The sequence below is a fragment of the Pseudoalteromonas sp. MSK9-3 genome, from assembly GCF_003590335.1.
Taxonomy (GTDB): Bacteria; Pseudomonadota; Gammaproteobacteria; order Enterobacterales; family Alteromonadaceae; genus Pseudoalteromonas.
Window position 1 is genome coordinate 235,937 of sequence record NZ_MIET01000027.1, and the last position, 15,115, is coordinate 251,051.

Consider the following 15,115-nt stretch of genomic DNA (forward strand, 5'->3'; position numbering starts at 1 on the left):
GTCTGTAGGAGGATTTTTTGTGATTCAATGCAATGGTAGGCTAGTCTCAGTCAACTCATATTATGATAGGGTGTTGGGCGAAAATCAAAAATATATGAAGTATCAAGTACGTTAGTGTTTAAGATTGGGTAAAGCTATTTAAGGGGAATAAACCGTTTCGTCAGAAGGAAAATGAAAGATCAATATATAAAATAAAGATACGGAAAGTGGTGGAGCTAAGCAGGATCGAACTGCTGACCTCCTGCGTGCAAGGCAGGCGCTCTCCCAGCTGAGCTATAGCCCCACATTCCGTCAAAAGACGAGCAAAAATTTATAGTTTTTCCCCTCAAGAGTCAAGTATTTTCGATTTTAAAAAATTAACAATTTTAATGCTGCCTTTGTTAGACTGGCTAAACAGTTTAAGAGGGTAGAATATTTTGATTAAAAGCCTAGCCGTTATTTTCCCTAGCGTATTATTAATGCTGGGGTGTAGTAGTACGCCAAAACCAAGCTATGAAATCGAAAAGCAGGTACTGCATACAAAAAAATCTGAACAAGGAGCTGAGCTCTTTGCATTTATTGTGACGGTTTCACCCACCCCAATGATGAAAGTGGATGGCCGTAAAGCAATGACGCGCAGTGAGCTCAAGCGTTTCTCTGAATATGAACGCGTTGAAGATTCTCCAGAGTTAAAATTGGCTTTAGAAGAAGAGGCTGTAACGCTTTTAGAAAAAAAACTCGATGAAAGTGCGTATTGTTCGCAAGGCTATAAAGTGAGCCAAGTTTTTTGGCGACAAAGGAGCGTACAATTGCGGGGTGAGTGCTCATGACGCCTCAACAGCTTAAGCTCAAAGCAGTACTAGAGACGCTAAGGATCACATTCAAAAGTTACGAACATCCGCCTTTACCTACTTGTACTGAAGCGCAAAAACTCGGACTTAAACGCAGTGGTGTCCAGATCAAAAACTTGTTCTTACGAGATAATCGAGGAAAGAAGCATATTTTGTGCTTGACCCGTGCTCATTTGAAAGTTGATTTAAAGGCCTTATCTACACAACAAAAGCTATCCCGTTTGGGGCTCGCTTCTACGGAGCGCTTAGATAAGTATTTAGGGGTTAAACCCGGTTGTGTGTCTGCTCTTGCGTTAGTTAATGATGATAAAAGAGCCGTTGAACTGTGGCTAGATAGTGGTTTATTGAACGAATTAGAGTGGCAGTGCCATCCGTTTGAAAATGATAAAACCTGGGTATTACAGCAACATGATCTTTATACTTTTTGGCGACAAACAGGGCATTATCCGCGCATAGTTGACATCCCATGTTTATAATTCTTCGTGACTAAAACCAGGCCCACCAAGCTTACGAGCAATAAACTGATGATAAAGGCTGTATAGCCATGGTGTTGCATGATAAGCCCTGGAATGTAAGAGCCAAGTGCGCCACCACTGTAATAAAATGAGACGTAGGCGCCATTTGTTATAGAAGTCGGCGCTTTGCTTAATTGATTTACTATTGGCGCTGCTGTCGAATGTATCATGAACATAGAAGCACAAAAGAGCGTAAATATAACGACAAAGAAGTTTAAGTTACTAACTGATAAGAGTGCAATACTGATGCTATATGTCAAAAATACCGCGCTTAAAAATACCCAGTTGTTAGTGATATAGCGTCGCAAAGTGGGCGTGGACAGTGATAAAATGGCACCAACTAAGTAGCTGGTGTAAACCCACCCTATCATTTTACTATCAATGATATGAAAGCGTGTTTGCAAGATAAAGGGCAAATAGTTCAGTAATCCTGAAAAGCAAAAGAACATGCAAAACACCGCACAATAAAGTCTGAATAATCGTGTTTCTTTCAGTGGACGTACATAGTCTTTAGGTGAGCTTGGTACGGTATGCTTGCTCGGACTGAATTTACTTGACTGAGTCGTGATAGTTAAGGCTAAAACCACAAGCATCACTGCAATAAAATAGTAAAAGCTTTGCCAGGTAAAAAAGGCGGCGAAATTTGCTGAAAGTACTCGACCTAAATACCCTCCCATAATTGAACTTGCGATATACCGCGTCATATTCTTATGTAAGGTCCGGCCTTGATATTGTTGGCCGATGTAAGTTGTCATGGCTGTTAACGCGGCGGGTAAGATCAAACCTTGTATAAAACGTGTGGCTAGCAGCAACTCAAAGTTGGGCATATGAACAAAGGTGATACAGGTGATCGCAAGTAAGAACATGGCATATTTTAAAATCCGTAACGGGTTAAATCGAGCAAATAAAATGCCATAACAAATTGGCGCGATTGCAAGTGGCAGCATAGTCGCAGACATCAAGCTACCACTGCTGGCTGGGCTGACGTTGTATTGCGTTGCCAATACCATCAACAAAGGCTGCGGTGCATACAAGACAAAAAATGTAAAAAGAGAGCAGCTAAGTAATAGCATTAAAGGCATGAAACAACTCAGTATTGAATAAGTGTGTGATATTTTTTATTAAATTTATTCTTCATCATAACTTTAAATTTATTAGATACAAATAACTTGCGCTAAGTCATGGTGCCTGCTGATGGACTTGCTAAATTACTGTTTGTGCCTTTTCTAGTAAATAAGCCACAGAAATGTGTGTTTTCTATCTGGTGAAAAAAATCAACTAGGTTAAAATATAGCGCATTATATTTTCATGGAGCACTGCATTATGGGTTCATTACAAGACCAGCTTTTGAAAGCAGGATTAACATCGGAACATAAAGCCAAAGTGGCTAAATCTGAAAAGCGTAAAGCGCAGAAGAAAAAGAAAAAAGGTGCCACGAGCGATCCGAGTGATTTACAAAAGCACATTGCGCAAACTAAATTAGAGCAGCAGAAAAAAGCCGAAGAGCAGAATCAAGCGAAAAAAGCTGAGCTTAAAGAGCGTGAGCAAGTGGCTCGCGTTAAACAAATTTTAGAGCATCACAATCAGGATGAGATCCGTGGGGAACTCACTTTCAATTTTACGTATAACAATAAAGTAAAAGAACTAGATGTGGATGAGCCCACGAAGAACGCTTTATCTAAGGGCCGCTTAGCGATTTGTGTACTGGAAGGTCAGTTTTTTGTGCTTCAAGATGAGCCAGCAAGAAAGGTCGCAGAGGTGGATGAGAAGTACATCGTGTTCCATGTTGAAGATGATAGCCAAGGGCCAGATGAAAATGACCCATATGCAGACTATGAGATCCCAGACGATTTAGTGTGGTAAGACGTAAAATAGTGACTGAATGTGGCTGGTAAGATTATTTTTCTCTGCGCCAACTATCGTTGGTATGGATACACTCATTGCGATCTTTGAAGCGAGTAAGTGCGTATGTGTAGTGAAAGTAATTGGTCTACACTATAAAAGATTTATCCGTTTATTTAAAAAAAGAGTAAAGTTATGAGCAAGATAAAACACGTAATAATGGGAGTCGGGTTAGCGCTTTCCACGATGGGAGCAACGGCAGTGAACGCTGCGGATGGTGCTGCACTTTATACCGCTAAGATGTGTCAAACATGCCACGGTGCTGAAGGTAAAGCGCCTATAATGGCACTGTACCCGAAATTAAATGGTCAGAACAAAGAGTATTTAGCGGCCCAGATGAAAGATATTAAATCTGGCAAACGTAATAATGGTATGTCGATGGCAATGAAAGCCATGGTAGCTAACGTGTCAGATGCTGAAATTGACGCCATTGCAGAGTACTTATCTAAAGTTAAATAACGCATTATTTGACTCAAATAAAAACCACCGCTTGTCGGTGGTTTTTATTTTTCATTGAACAAACGAGCTGAGTGATTTAGACTTCTAAACATCTATATTGATGGGTGTGTGACCAAGTAAAAAGGAAAGTATATGCTAGAGCTGCCAAAACTTGATTTAAAAGGCAAGGTCAGTGAGCAAGAGTGGCAATTGAGAGTTGATTTAGCTGCATGTTACCGACTGGTAGAACACATGCGTTGGGGTGATTTAATTTATACCCATATGTCGGCTAGGTTACCCGGTACAGACTATTATCTTGTAAATGCTTTTGGCCTGAGCTTTGACGAAGTTACCGCCTCCAATCTTGTTAAAGTTGACTTGGCTGGTAATATTATTGATGACACGCCATTTGAAATAAATCCTGCTGGATTTACAATTCATAGCGCAATTCATGAGGTTCGTGACGACGCGCACTGCGTTATTCATTTACACACCAAAGAAACGATTGCGGTCGCCAGTAGCGAATGCGGTCTATTGCCTTTAAGCCAGCACTCGATGTTTTCACTGCCCTCACTGTCTTACCATGGTTACGAAGGTTTAGCCGTAAATGATGATGAGAGACAGCGTTTACAAGATGATTTGGGAACGACTAACCATATGCTTCTGGTGAATCATGGTGGTTTAACGGTTGGACCAACAGTAGGCGACGCATTTATGCGTTTTTATGATTTGCAGCGAGCATGTGAAATTCAAGTCGCCATTCAAGCTACCGGGCAACAAGCTGTTCAAGTTCCACAACCCATCATTGATAATATTTATAAACAAGCAAGCGTGGTACACAGCGGCAGTACAGGTGGGCAGTTAGCCTGGCCAGCCATGTTGAGAAAGGCGTATCGTCTTGATCCTGGTTTTGCTCAATAGGAGTTTACATGAAAGTTAATCGCGTCGAAGTATTTGATATTCACTGTCCAGAACGACCAGCTTGGACCCCCGTTTTTATTCGAATTCATACTGATGAAGGTATTTCAGGTGTGGGGGAAGCGGGTTTAGCTTACGACTTAGGGCATAGTGCTGCTGCCAGTATGATTAAAGAAATGGCGGAAGCGTTTCTGATAGGGCATGACCCATTTCAAACTGAACTGCTTTGGTCTCGTATGCTAAGAGAAAGCTTTTGGGGCCTAGGTGGTGGGCCTGTGGTTTATGCTGCGATGAGTGCAATTGATATTGCCTTATGGGATATAAAAGGTAAGGCACTTAAGTTACCTGTATATCAATTACTTGGTGGTAAAGTAAATCCAGAGCTACGTACTTATGCGTCACAATTACAATTTGATTGGGATGATGAATTTAAAGCACTTGTTCAACCACAAGAATACGCAGAAGCGGCTCTAAAAGCGATTGCACAAGGGTACGATGCCGTCAAAGTTGACCCAATTATGTATGATAAGGCGGGTAACACTTATTATGACCGTACTAAGTTGATCTCTCGCCAAGAAATGAAATTATACCGCGCGCGTATGCAAGCTATTCGAGAAGCCGTTGGTGATGAAGTAGACATTATTTTTGAATGTCATAGTTTACCTGGCGCGACTTCTGCTATTCAAATTGGAGAGATTGCGCAAGAGTTTGATTGCATGTTCTATGAAGAACCTGTGAATTATTTAAACCACTCGTTGCATGCGAAAGTTGCAGACAAGGTTGCGGTGCCTATTGCTGGTGGTGAGCGCTTATATAATCGTTGGGGCGTTCGTCCATACTTTGAAGATCAGAGTATTGATGTATTACAGCCTGATGTCGGTTTGTGTGGTGGTTTTACCGAAACAAAGAAAGTGTGTGATTATGCAGATATTTTTGATGTGCGTGTACAAGCACATGTTTGCGGTGGCCCAGTTGCAACAGCGGCATCATTGCATTTAGAAACGGCTATTCCTAACTTTCTTATTCATGAACACCATACTTACGCGATTAAAAAGTGGAACCGTGAGCTATGTATTCAAGACCCTCAGCCAGAAAATGGCATTTTCAAAGTATCAGAAGAGCCAGGTATCGGTATCGAGCTAAACGATGAGATTGTTATGCGTTCGCAAAGGGTTGAAATAAAGTAGGCAGTAAGGGCCTTTGAGGCCCTATTTATTCGAGCGTTTTATGCCTTTAGAAAGTAATGTCGGTGTTTTGAAGCCATAATATTCTTTATACGCCATACCGAGTAATACGGTAATAATCCCGAAAGCGAAAGAGTATTTTAAATATCCAACGATTGAATATGAGTAGAAAAAGAAGGTGATATCATAGCCTTTGGCGTTTCTAAAGTAATTCTCAATCAAGGCAGAAAAAGTCATCACGATGGCAATAATTTGTACCCATGGCAGCATACTATCAGCAAAGGTATATTTGACCTTGGCTATAGGGAAAAGTTTTTTCGATAATTCAACGCGGTAAGTTAATGGCACCAATATAAATAAGTCTATGGCAAAGTGTATGCCGTATATTATACTGTTCTGAACTAGTCTATCTCCATGTGATGATGATAAGTTGACCAAGCCTAATCCAAAAATGAGAAACTCAATAAGTGTTGGTAGCAGTGTTAATGTAACAATCGTAGCTATATTAACTTCTTCTATTCTAAAAGATAAGAATAAAACAAGTAAGCCAAAAGCAATCAGTACACTAGTAAAAATAAGAGGGTTATCTTTGACTATCGCCCAAAAGACTATTGATACTGCATAAATCAATAGTAATCGATAAAGGTTTTTCTCAGACTTCATTGGCGATTGAGCTTTTTGGCCTTTGCTGAATTTGTATCTACCACTGGGTGTTCAGGGTCAAATACACCAGATCCTACAACTTTTTTACACGCTTCTAACGATAGTGCTTTCATTGTGATATTCCTTTTGCAAAGTATTTGTATTAAATAGATATATTATCCGTATTTCAATTTATGTCTGTACTTTTGGGGTTACCTGTAACCATAAAAATTGAAACGATATGGCTCGTTACAATTATCTTTAGTTACAATTAAGAATTTAACACTAATTAAACAAAAAAAGAAATGAATTAATTAATTTTTACGAAAAAAGAATTAAACGACAAACTATAATAACTTTTTTCGTATTAAGCTTTTGATTACTATATTTTTTAACGGTCAAATTAGGCGTTGAATTTATCCATTTCTCGCTCTAAAGTCGCTGTTAGTTCCTTAATACTGTCTGTTGCCAAGTGTGCTTGCTGCGATACATTTGCGGTCTGTGATGCAGTATCTGAAATGGTTACCACTCGTCTAGCGGTATCTTCACCCGCATCAAGTTGCTCTTTAGCCGCCAATGCAATTTGGTGACTCATTTGAGAGATAGCACCTAAAGAGGTTGCTACTCTGCGAAGCTCTTCACTGGCTTCTTTTGACATGGTTACGGTTTTTTCACTGGTTGCAATACTCAAAGATACGGAAGATTTTGCATCCTGTGTGGCCGATTGAAGTTTGCCTATCATAGTGTGAATTTCTTCGGTACTTGTTTGTGTTCGTTGGGCTAGTTGTCTAACTTCATCTGCAACAACGGCAAAACCTCGCCCTTGCTCTCCAGCTCGTGCCGCTTCAATTGCAGCATTAAGCGCTAGTAAATTGGTTTGCTCGGCAATACTTTGTATGACACTCAAAACGTTTGCAATGTTATTTACTTCTTCATCAAGAACATGAATATTATTGCCTGCACTGTCAATTTGCTGCTCCAATACTTCTATGGCTTCCGCTGCATTGGAGGTTAATCTGTCTGCATTTTGTCCTTGGTTCTCAGCTTCTTGGACCGACGTTGCCGCTTGTTCTGCATGGTCGACTACAGTATGTGCTGATGCTGTTAGCTCTGTAATGGCTGATGCGACCATTTGGGTTTCATCACTTAAGCTTTGTGTTAAATGTTCCAATTCGTCAGAGCGCTTTTCACCATCAAAGCTTTGTACTTTTAAAGTGTCACTCACCGTGACGATTCCACCTACAACATCTCGTAGGCCTTTTTGCATGTAGTCCATTGCTGACATCATGCTATCAGGGTGCGCGTCTGATGTGTTTATAGGGGAGGTTAGGTTACCTCTTGAAACTTGATTAACGATAGACAATACATCGTTAATCTCTCCCCCTAATTTGTTTGAGAGTCCAATACCAAATTTGCTGAGTGCGAATGTGAGTACAACCGCAATAATTAAGGATAAAGATAACAACCACTGTGCGGTTTCCCAATAACGTTCATCTACCTCTTTGTAGCTAATTCCGGTGCCAATATACCAACCAAAATTCGCTGTTTTTTGTACTACCGAGGTTAAGTCAACGGTTTCACCATCGCGTACAGAGTCCCAATGGTAGGTGATGATTTGATTTGTTTTCCTGCCGACTAAGCGTTCGACCATTCTGCCAATGCTTTGCCCTTTGGCATCCTTGAAATCATTAAAGCTGGTACCATGAAGTTGCGGGTCGTGAGGAGTCGCAACAAAATTTAAACTATCGTCAACCACATAAACGTATTCAGAGTCATGGTATTTATTGTTACGAAGCATCTCAATCGCAAGTTGTTTTGCTTGGGGTTCTGACAATTCACCACTTGAAGCATATTGCTCAAATTGCTCGACAATATTGACTGTGGTTTTCATTAATTGATTTATTCGTGCAATGTTATCTACTTCACTTGCGTGTCGAAGTGATTGCAAACCTAAAATAGCAACAAGTAGCAGTGAGAGGAAAAATGCTGCAGCGAATAAAATTATTTTAATTCTTAACGTTAATGATGAAAACACAAAATGCCCCTTAAAACATGCCGAGTATATTAATTATCACGTTTATTGAAATCATGTAAGTAAGATATAACGTATTTACGGGAAAATGAGATGATATTTACTCATACTCCCGTAATATAAGGCTATTTTGCATTAATTATGTTAATTTCTTCATCTGTCAGTAGCCGATATTCACCTGCCGATAAGGCTTCATCTAGTGCGATACCTGCAATATTTTCTCTATGCAGTTCAACGACTTTATTGCCTACGGCGGCAAGCATCCTTTTTACTTGATGATATTTACCTTCATAAATTGATAGACGCAGGCTGTAGCTGGCGAGTTGTTCAACTATCGCTGGGGCTGTTGGGTGTTTTTCGTTGTGCAATTGCACGCCATTTTGAAGCTGTTCGATTGCTTCAGAGGTAATGATATCTTGTGTTTCAACTAGGTACGTTTTGTATTTTTGCTTTTTGGGCGAGGTGATCTTATGTGACCAATCTCCATCATTAGTGAGCAATACCAGCCCGGTTGTATCAATATCTAAACGTCCTGCAACATGAAAATCCTTTAAGTGCGTTTCATCCAATAAATCAAACACAGTCGTGTGTAACTCATCACTATTTGCGCAAACATACCCAGCAGGCTTGTTTAACATAAAGTACCGTTTTCCAAGGTATTTTAATGACTCACCTTGCCATGTAACTTGGTCGTCTAAGGTAATTGAATGGTCAAATTTTGTAATTGTTTCGCCGTTAACAGTTACTTTATTTTTTTTGATGCCTGCTTTGACTTTTGTGCGAGGTAATTCAGTAAGGTGGCTGACAAATTTGTCGATTCTACACGGAAATTTCATATAAACTCATTGGAAAAGTATAACGTATATCTCATTATACGTTAGCTACCGGCTCAGTTCAGTTTTTTCGATATATTTGTGGGGTCAAATCATAAATATGAACACTTAATTGATATTGTTCGGTCAATTGTATTTGTAACTGTTGAAGTAATGCATCGCTTAAGAGTTGTTTTTGCTCCATTGTTCTGCCTTCAATAATATGTGCCTGAACATGGACAAATCCACATTTATTGCTCCCTAGTTTAAAGTGCTTAAATTCTATTGCGCGAGATTTTATGGTAGATGGGTCAAACAATTGGGTTGATGCTGCCGTATCATGTAGTGCATTGAGTAAATTGGCTTCAGAAATGGGTAAATTATGAGAATGTTCAATGATCAAATGTGGCATGATGACTTATTGTGTAGTTTATGCGTAAATGCCAAATATATTAAGTAACTTTGAAAGGAAAGCCAAATGGTTAATTATAGACTTTTAGCGCTGTTACTTGGCGTTAGCCTATTATCTGCTTGTTCTGATGATGCCGCCAAGGTAAGTTTAGGGTTGTTTACGACGAAAGACGTCGTGGTGTCTGCTCAACAAGACCCATTAGTAACAGGCGTTACCTGTCATATAAGTCACGTAGAAGCAGACCTTGATTTTTCTGACCCCTCAGACATGTCGATTGCATGTCGTCAAACCGGGCCCATTACCGCTGAGCAACTAGCAGAGATCAATTTATCAAAAAGTGGTGAGATAGTGTTCAAAACATCGAAAAGCATCTTATTTAAATCATTGAAAGTAAGACGTATTTTTGATGCACCAACACGAAGCTTAATTTATTTATCATATTCAACAAAAGAGACCAGCGGCAGTCACCATCATGCACTATCAACAGTGCCCTTGTATGGGACGCAGGCATGGGAATGGGCAAATAAGGCACAGTAAATTATGTTGACACTTTTTAAATCACCTCCTTTATTAAGCGACTCTGAAGTCGAATGGTTAATTGATACGTTTGTATGGGCATGTGAGCAATTTGATGGTCAGTATTTTATGACTGACACCCAAATTATTGAACCAACGGGTAAGTTTTTTCCAGATCAAGTCAGTAGTGTTGAGCAAATGGCCAGTACCGTGTTTAAGCGCGTGAGTCATTATGCTGGCATGCAATCATGGCCAATTAGTGTTGTAAATCCGCAGCAACACATGCAGCAGCAAAGTATGCCTAAGTTTACTTTCATAGATGAAATTCGTGGTGAGAAAGCCGAATTAGTGAATGCACCGGCAATTGATATGCAGTTATCTTATAACCCAAATCAAATTAACCAACCACAAGATTTAGTCGCAAGTTTTGCCGGTTCTCTGGCGACGGTGATGATTTATCATCGTGGTATTTTACCGCCTGGAGGCGAAGCGCAAGTTGCTGCAGCGAGTGATGCATTGGCTTGCTTTTTAGGATTCGGCGTCATGATGAGCAACACGGTATATCAATTTAAAGGGGGGTGTGGATCGTGTTACAACCCCTATGCAAATCGCCAAGCCGCTTTAACTGAGCCACAAACGGTCTTTATGCATGCATTAATTTGTCATTTTAAGCCACAGATAGATGGTAAAAAACACTTAAAACCCCATTTGCGCGGTGTATATAAAAAGGCACAAAAGCAACTTAAGAATTATATAAATGACACGCCTAATCCATTGTTGTTGGCTTTAGAGGAGCAGCGTCATGTTCATCTATCTTGATGAGTTTTTATTAATCGCAGTTGCGCACTTTTTTGCTGTAGCGAGCCCAGGACCTGATTTTGCGATTGTGTTGAAACAAAGTGTTCAGCGCGGCCGTACAAATGCTTTGTGGACGAGTGCGGGAGTTGCTTTAGGCATTTTAGTGCATGTAACGTATTGCTTGCTTGGCGTAGCGATTTTATTGTCTCAATCTGAAGCGGCCTTTAATGCGTTAAAATATGTTGCGGGTGCCTATTTGGCATATATGGGGATTCAAGCGCTTAGAGCAAAAGCAAATACTGACCCTCAAAGCGTCAACAATGAACAGTCTCAAGTTGAGTCATATGGTTTAGCGTTACGCAGAGGGTTTTTGGTTAATGCGCTTAATCCCAAAGCAACGTTGTTCTTTTTATCACTGTTTACCTTGGTTATATCGGCTGAAACTCCAAGCGTTGTGCAAGCCTTTTATGGCGGATATATGGCAGTTGCTACATGGTTGTGGTTTTCGTTTTTATCGATTGTCTTATCTAAACAGGCGGTAAGAGCATTTTTTCATAAAGCAGGGCACTGGTTTGATAGAGGGATTGGTATCATTTTAATTGCATTGGCGGTTCGAGTCGTTATTTAAAGAGGAGCTTAGCGATGAGAGGTATCACCTTTTACAACTTTGCATTTGGCTCTAACATGTCAAGTCCGCGACTGTTTGCACGATTACCACAGGCGAAAAAGGTGGGGGTTGCTCAGTTATCAAGCTTTGAACTGAAGTTTTCGATGCTCAGTACGGATGGCTCAGCAAAGTGTAATATTCATCAAACAAGTAACACCCAAGATGTTGTTTTTGGGGTTGTGTATGCGTTGGATGAGTGTGAGCAAGCATTACTCGATGAGGTTGAAGGAGCACGTTACGACCGCACAGAAGTCACCGTGCAATTGAGGTCAGGTGAATATGTGAGTGCGTATTGTTACATTGCCAATACATTGATAACGACACAGCTTCCGTTTGACTGGTATGTTCAGCATGTCTATGCCGGGGCATTAGAGCACCACTTCCCAACAAGTTATTTAGCACGTATCAAAGAGCAAGCGTCTGTCATTGATAGGCAAGCTCAGCGCAAAGAAACCGAACTCTCAATCTATACAAAATAAAGAAGTTATTAATAATGAAATACCTTAATACATTGGTCGCTGCGACCTTACTTACTGTGAGCCTTAGCTCATTTGGGGCGGCCCCTGCCGCGAGAGTGAATATTACTGATATTGATAATGCTGTTTACGCTGCAATGGCACAATTTAATGTGCCAGGTATCGCAATTGCCGTGGTGGAAAATGATCAAGTTGTATTGTCAAAAGGGTACGGTGTAAGAGATTTAGCATCTGGTAAAAAAGTAGATAAAAACACCTTATTTGGCATCGCTTCAAATTCTAAAGCGTTTACTGCTGCTGCGTTAGCGATGCTTATTGATGAAGGTAAGTTAAGTTGGGATGACAAGGTTACTAAACATCTTCCTGAATTTCGCTTATATGATGAGTATGCTACAGCTCACATGACTATCAGAGACCTATTGAGCCATCGCAGTGGCTTGGGTTTAGGTGCTGGGGATTTAATGATTTGGCCTGACACAGATAAGCCGGTGCAAGATATTATTAAAGGACTACAGTACATTCCACCGTCTTCAAGTTTTCGTAGTGAATATGCATATAATAATCTAATGTTTGTGGTCGCAGGAGAAGTGGTTGCTCGATTATCTGGTATGAGCTGGAGAGAATTTATCGAGCAGCGGATTTTCAAAACTCTCAAAATGGATGGTTCTAGAGCCGGTTTCTCGCGCATTGCTAAGCACAATACTAACTGGGCGATTGGTAACATACCTGACAATGGTCAATTGACACCATTCTTTGTTAATTACTTAGAAGACTTTCGAGGTGCAGGCGCAATTGCGTCTAATGTTGATGATATGAGTAAGTGGTTACTTGCTCAGCTCGCATCGGGCAAATTGTTAGCTGGTGAGCAGTTGTATGACAGCAAACATCAGATACAAATGTGGCACCCGCATATTATGCGCCTGACAGAGCCCGCTTCTTTTAATGCATACCGACAACAATTTAGAGGTTATGGTTTAGGTTGGGCAATTGAAGATTACTTTGGTTATAAAAAAGTGGGCCATGGTGGTGGGATCTTAGGGATGGTTTCACAGGTTGCGATGATCCCAGAGAAGAAGCTGGGAGTCGTGGTACTTTCTAATCAACAGGCTTACCCAGCGTTGACTGCGATAATTCATGAAGTGTTTGAAGATGCACTAGGGCAAACGGACAAAGATTGGGTAACGTTATTAGCAACAGAATACAAAAATGAAAAAGCCCAGTTATATCCCAACGCAGGCATTACACTTCCTAAAGAGATCCGAAAAGCTTTTCCAGCACAGTATTACACCGGTACATTAAAAAGTGATTGGTATGGTGATGTTATTATTGAAGAGTTAGTGGGTGAACTGCGTATTGACTTTACACATACTAAAATGCTCAAAGGCAAATTAGAGCATGTCTCGGGAAACCGTTTTGTGGTGCGATGGGACGAAAGGCTACTAGAGGCAGATGCCTATATTGATTTTGTTTTTGACAAAACCCAGCAAGTAAAGTCGGCCACAATGGAATTTGTGAACCCTGATATTTCAGATTTTAGTTTTGATTTTCATGATCTAAGCTTAACGGCTAAATAAAGACTGAGTGTGTATTCATAACACCAAAGTAGCAAAGTATGTACAGATGAGCTTTGCTACACTCTGTGCACATTGGTTTTATTGTGTATGAGTTTTTCAAAAGGATCTAAAATGCGCACTGCTGTGATCAGTCACCCCCATTGTCGCAAGCATAAGATGATCGCCGATCATCCAGAGTGCCCAGCTCGTTTGGATGCCATATCGGATAGGCTGTTGGCGTCAGGGCTCGATATTGCCGTGACGCAAAAGCAGGCACCCTCCGCTACCCGTGACCATATTGCTTTGGTACATGATCATGCTTTGATAGATCGGGTGTTGACACAATTACCAGAGCAGGGATTAACGGAATTAGATGGCGATACCTGGTTATGTCCGGAGTCATTTAAAGCCATAGAACGTGCTGTGGGGGCTGGGATCTTAGCCGTTGATGAAATCTTAGCGGGTAATTTAGATGCTGCATTTTGCAGTGTGCGCCCACCTGGACATCATGCTAACCAGCATACATCAGCTGGTTTTTGTGTCTTTAATAATGTTGCCATTGCTGCAGCCTATGCCAAACAGCAAGGGATTGAGCGCATTGCGATTCTTGATATTGATGTACATCACGGTAATGGCACGCAAGATATTTTTAAATCTGACCCTGCTGTTTTGTTTTGCTCTTTATTTCAATACCCATTTTATCCAAATACTGCGATTGAAAACACCGACTCAGTTTTGAACTCTCCGCTGGCCATTGCCAGTGATGGAAAGGATTTACGCGCACTTTATGAACAGCAGTGGTTGCCTAAACTTAAGTCATTTTCTCCACAGTTAGTGTTGATCAGTGCTGGGTTTGATGCTCATTTAGAAGATGAAATGGGCAGCCTTAAGTTTGTTGAAGCTGATTACCAGTGGTTTACCGAGCAGGTAACACAGTTTGTTAAAGACTACGGTGCACTGGGCATTATTTCTTATTTGGAGGGGGGGTACGACTTATCTTCGTTAGGGCGTAGCGCCGTTACGCATATAAAAGCATTGGTCAACGGCTAAATATCTACTAAGCCGTTAAGCCGAGTCTTGAAGTAAATAAAATGCTTGGCAAACATCTGTTATTTCTATCTTTTCTACACAGCACTGACCATCATCAACAAGAGACTGTTGCACTAATTTGGTCAATTCTGTTAGGCATATTTTGATTGGCGCGGGTGAGCTTAAGGCATGACTCTCACCGTTGTTATATATGACGAATATTTCATTAAATTCTTTTTTATCAATACTGTAAAGCGAAGCATCTAACATGCTTTGATTCTCTATGTACTCAATACCACCTTGTATTATAAGCAGTAGAGGGTAGTGCTTTATTGTCATTTTTTGTTTTCAATCAAAGTATAAATGGTGAGCAATATTATACTGGCTTGCA

General features: G+C 40.5%; 18 protein-coding genes and 1 tRNA gene. 12 read left to right on the plus strand and 7 right to left on the minus strand.

Going from position 1 to position 15,115, the window contains the following annotated elements; genetic code table 11:
* Positions 1–207: 207 nt before the first annotated feature.
* Positions 208–283 (minus strand) — tRNA-Ala (locus tag BGP78_RS12365).
* Between the two features lie 133 nt (positions 284–416).
* Between BGP78_RS12365 and BGP78_RS12370 the strand changes: the two genes are divergently transcribed.
* Entirely contained in the window at positions 417–809 is a 393-nt protein-coding gene (locus tag BGP78_RS12370) for a hypothetical protein (RefSeq protein WP_182912281.1), read from the plus strand.
* Positions 806–1,306, plus strand: coding sequence for a prolyl-tRNA synthetase associated domain-containing protein (locus BGP78_RS12375; protein WP_119861645.1), 501 nt, complete (start codon positions 806–808; stop codon positions 1,304–1,306). The genes BGP78_RS12370 and BGP78_RS12375 overlap by 4 nt, the downstream gene beginning before the upstream one ends.
* On the opposite strand, the gene BGP78_RS12380 is transcribed toward BGP78_RS12375, so the two are convergent.
* On the minus strand, positions 1,273–2,427 hold the full coding sequence (locus tag BGP78_RS12380; protein ID WP_119861646.1) for an MFS transporter: 1,155 nt from the start codon (positions 2,425–2,427) through the stop codon (positions 1,273–1,275). The genes BGP78_RS12375 and BGP78_RS12380 overlap by 34 nt on opposite strands.
* A gap of 241 nt (positions 2,428–2,668) precedes the next feature.
* Here BGP78_RS12380 and BGP78_RS12385 point away from each other — a divergent pair, with 241 nt between their 5' ends.
* The 4 genes from BGP78_RS12385 (at position 2,669) to BGP78_RS12400 (ending at position 5,790) form a co-directional block, all read left to right on the plus strand.
* Entirely contained in the window at positions 2,669–3,208 is a 540-nt protein-coding gene (locus BGP78_RS12385; protein ID WP_119861647.1) for a DUF2058 domain-containing protein, read from the plus strand.
* Positions 3,209–3,382: 174 nt separating this feature from the next.
* Positions 3,383–3,706 (plus strand): c-type cytochrome, encoded by a 324-nt coding sequence (locus BGP78_RS12390; protein WP_119861648.1) that lies wholly within the window; start codon positions 3,383–3,385, stop codon positions 3,704–3,706.
* Between the two features lie 132 nt (positions 3,707–3,838).
* Positions 3,839–4,606, plus strand: a complete 768-nt coding sequence (locus BGP78_RS12395; protein ID WP_119861649.1) for a class II aldolase/adducin family protein — start codon at positions 3,839–3,841, stop codon at positions 4,604–4,606.
* A gap of 8 nt (positions 4,607–4,614) precedes the next feature.
* Complete coding sequence (locus BGP78_RS12400; protein WP_010362807.1) at positions 4,615–5,790, plus strand: mandelate racemase/muconate lactonizing enzyme family protein; 1,176 nt, start codon at positions 4,615–4,617, stop codon at positions 5,788–5,790.
* Between the two features lie 21 nt (positions 5,791–5,811).
* Here the strand turns inward: BGP78_RS12400 and BGP78_RS12405 are convergent, their stop codons facing one another.
* The 4 genes from BGP78_RS12405 to BGP78_RS12420 form a co-directional block, all read right to left on the minus strand.
* On the minus strand, positions 5,812–6,450 hold the full coding sequence (locus BGP78_RS12405; RefSeq protein ID WP_119861650.1) for a hypothetical protein: 639 nt from the start codon (positions 6,448–6,450) through the stop codon (positions 5,812–5,814).
* A gap of 382 nt (positions 6,451–6,832) precedes the next feature.
* A complete protein-coding gene (locus BGP78_RS12410; protein WP_119861651.1) occupies positions 6,833–8,464 on the minus strand; it encodes a methyl-accepting chemotaxis protein in 1,632 nt (543 codons plus the stop codon).
* Between the two features lie 122 nt (positions 8,465–8,586).
* A complete protein-coding gene (rsuA, locus tag BGP78_RS12415; protein WP_119861652.1) occupies positions 8,587–9,297 on the minus strand; it encodes a 16S rRNA pseudouridine(516) synthase RsuA in 711 nt (236 codons plus the stop codon).
* Positions 9,298–9,355: 58 nt separating this feature from the next.
* Positions 9,356–9,685, minus strand: a complete 330-nt coding sequence (locus BGP78_RS12420; RefSeq protein WP_119861653.1) for a 5-carboxymethyl-2-hydroxymuconate Delta-isomerase — start codon at positions 9,683–9,685, stop codon at positions 9,356–9,358.
* A gap of 66 nt (positions 9,686–9,751) precedes the next feature.
* Between BGP78_RS12420 and BGP78_RS12425 the strand changes: the two genes are divergently transcribed.
* The 6 genes from BGP78_RS12425 to BGP78_RS12450 all read left to right on the plus strand — a co-directional run bounded on the left by BGP78_RS12425 (position 9,752) and on the right by BGP78_RS12450 (position 14,745).
* Positions 9,752–10,222 carry a CreA family protein gene (locus BGP78_RS12425; RefSeq protein ID WP_119861654.1) on the plus strand — a complete coding sequence of 157 codons (471 nt, stop codon included), beginning with the start codon at positions 9,752–9,754 and terminating at the stop codon, positions 10,220–10,222.
* A 3-nt stretch (positions 10,223–10,225) separates the two neighbouring features.
* Positions 10,226–11,020: a hypothetical protein gene (locus BGP78_RS12430; RefSeq protein WP_119861655.1), complete on the plus strand. Its 795-nt coding sequence runs from the start codon at positions 10,226–10,228 to the stop codon at positions 11,018–11,020.
* Positions 11,004–11,627, plus strand: a complete 624-nt coding sequence (locus BGP78_RS12435) for a LysE family transporter (protein ID WP_119861656.1) — start codon at positions 11,004–11,006, stop codon at positions 11,625–11,627. The genes BGP78_RS12430 and BGP78_RS12435 overlap by 17 nt, the downstream gene beginning before the upstream one ends.
* A gap of 14 nt (positions 11,628–11,641) precedes the next feature.
* The gene (locus BGP78_RS12440; protein ID WP_119861657.1) at positions 11,642–12,145 is read left to right on the plus strand and encodes a gamma-glutamylcyclotransferase family protein; all 504 of its coding nucleotides are present in this window, start codon (positions 11,642–11,644) and stop codon (positions 12,143–12,145) included.
* Positions 12,146–12,159: 14 nt separating this feature from the next.
* Positions 12,160–13,716, plus strand: a complete 1,557-nt coding sequence (locus BGP78_RS12445; RefSeq protein WP_119861658.1) for a serine hydrolase — start codon at positions 12,160–12,162, stop codon at positions 13,714–13,716.
* Positions 13,717–13,827: 111 nt separating this feature from the next.
* A complete protein-coding gene (locus tag BGP78_RS12450; protein ID WP_119861659.1) occupies positions 13,828–14,745 on the plus strand; it encodes a histone deacetylase family protein in 918 nt (305 codons plus the stop codon).
* A gap of 15 nt (positions 14,746–14,760) precedes the next feature.
* Here the strand turns inward: BGP78_RS12450 and BGP78_RS12455 are convergent, their stop codons facing one another.
* Positions 14,761–15,063: a DUF4144 family protein gene (locus tag BGP78_RS12455; RefSeq protein WP_119861660.1), complete on the minus strand. Its 303-nt coding sequence runs from the start codon at positions 15,061–15,063 to the stop codon at positions 14,761–14,763.
* Between the last annotated feature and the right edge of the window lie 52 nt (positions 15,064–15,115).